The 2,100-nt window shown below is 37.4% G+C and carries 2 protein-coding genes; one reads left to right on the top strand and one right to left on the bottom strand.

The window, feature by feature from the left end:
• Nucleotides 1–94: 94 nt before the first annotated feature.
• A complete protein-coding gene (gene purB / locus GSY74_RS03730; protein WP_164663765.1) occupies nt 95–1,423 on the bottom strand; it encodes an adenylosuccinate lyase in 1,329 nt (442 codons plus the stop codon).
• 77 nt (nt 1,424–1,500) lie between these two features.
• Between purB and GSY74_RS03725 the strand changes: the two genes are divergently transcribed.
• Nucleotides 1,501–2,100: RNA pseudouridine synthase (locus tag GSY74_RS03725; RefSeq protein WP_255494527.1), on the top strand; the 600-nt coding region annotated here is incomplete at its 3' end.

Below are 2,100 nucleotides of genomic sequence, written 5' to 3'. Positions count from 1 at the left end.
CCTCGGTGGGAATGCATATGAGAGCTATATATAAATTTAATTCTCGCATTCACTCCCACGCAGGAGCGATGGGAGCGAGGAATTAATTAGTTTATTATTTAAACACTCTTTTGAATATAGCATCTACATTTTTGGTATAGTAGTCAAAGTTAAAGCACTCTCGTATCTGCTCTTCACTCAATGACTCTCTCAACTCATCATCTGCCAATAGATACTGTAGATATAGAGATTCACCCTTATCATTTGTAGTAGCTTTACCCTCTTGTATCTCTTCCCAAACTTTCATAGCATTTCTCTGAACTATTCGATAAGCATCTTCTCGGCTTACACCTGCTTTTGGAAGCTCTAACATTACTCTTTGAGAAAATACAAGCCCACCTGTTAGGTTTAAATTTTTCATCATATTTTTTGGCATAACTGTAAGCTTAGCGATAACCCCATTCATACGGTGTAACATAAAGTCAGTAGTTATAAAAGAATCAGGTAACCAAAATCTCTCTGTAGATGAGTGACTAATATCTCTCTCATGCCATAGAGCTACATTTTCCATAGCAGGTGTTGCATACGCTCTTATGATTCTAGCTAATCCTGTGATATTTTCTGTGAGGATTGGATTTCTCTTATGAGGCATTGCTGAACTTCCCTTTTGACCTTTTGCAAAGAACTCTTCACACTCATAAACCTCTGTTCTCTGCCAATGTCTAACCTGTACAGCAAATTTCTCAATAGATGAAGCGAGTAGAGCCAAAGCAGAAGCTAATCGTGCATATCTATCTCTCTGTATTACTTGGTTCGATACAGGTGCAGATTTTAGACCTAACTCCTCCATAGCTATATCTTCAAGCTCTAGTGGAGAGTGAGCAAAATTTCCCATAGCTCCAGATATTTGACCTACATTTATCACTTGCATAGTCTGCTCTAAGTTTTCCAAATGTCGAGCCATCTCATCATACCAAACGGCAAGTACAAGACCAAATGTAATAGGCTCACCGTGGATACCATGACTTCTACCCACCATTAGCGTCATCTTATGCTCTTCGGCTCTAGTTTTGATAGACTCCATCATCATTTTTACATCAGAAATTATTATCTTTAGCGAACTTGTCATCTGTAGAGCCACAGCCGTATCAACAGTATCTGAACTAGTCATTCCATAGTGAAACCATCGGCTCTCATTACCAAGTGTTTCTGATACAGAGGTTGTAAATGCAATTAAGTCGTGTCTTGTAATCGCCTCAATTTCATCAATTCTCTCCACAGAAAAACCAGCATTATCTGCAATTTTTTGTGCATCATCATCAGGGATAAGTCCAAGCTTGTTCCATGCCTTTACAACAGCCAACTCTACATCTAACCACGCTTGGTATTTTGCTTGCATATTCCATTTGTTAGCCATCTCTGGTCTTGAGTATCTCTCTATCATTTCATTAATTCCTTGATTGCTTGTGTCAGATTTTTATGCTAGAATTCTACCCAATTAGAGTTATAAAGAGGTGAAAAATGCCATTTGTCAAACGACCATTTCATATAGAAAAACCTATCAAAGCTTTTCTTTTTCTTATCCGTCAATTCCATTTCACACAGGGTGAAGCACAACGACTTATATCAAAAGGACGGATACTTATAGATAATAAATCTATATATGATAGAGCAGCAATTATAGATGGTGATATAGAGATAGTCTATTTTGAACCACAAAGTAGAGGGCTAAAACCTATCTTTATCACAAAAGATTTTTTGGTATATGATAAACCATCAGGAGTGTTGGTACATCCAAATACAATGGCTACAGAGTACTCAATGCTTGATGAGATACGAACTCACTCTGGACAGAATGCCAATGGAACTCATAGGATAGATATGGAGACATCAGGGCTACTACTTGCTAGTCGTCATAAAGATGCTGAACGATTTCTCAAAGGCTCTTTTGAGAGGAAGCATATAAAGAAGCAGTATCTTGCTTGGGTTGCAGGTAAGCTAACAGAACCTTTTGTAGTTGAGAAATCTATCTCTATTCGTAGTGATTATAGTATTAACAAACATAAAGTGGAGATTTCAGAAGATGGTAAATATGCGAAAACAGAGTTTAATCCATTATAT

Origin of the sequence: Sulfurovum sp. bin170 (assembly GCF_010892395.1) — a bacterium.
Classification (GTDB): domain Bacteria; phylum Campylobacterota; class Campylobacteria; order Campylobacterales; family Sulfurovaceae; genus UBA1140.
The sequence above is the reverse complement of the archived record's forward strand: the minus strand, read 5'-3'. Positions and strand labels throughout refer to the sequence as shown.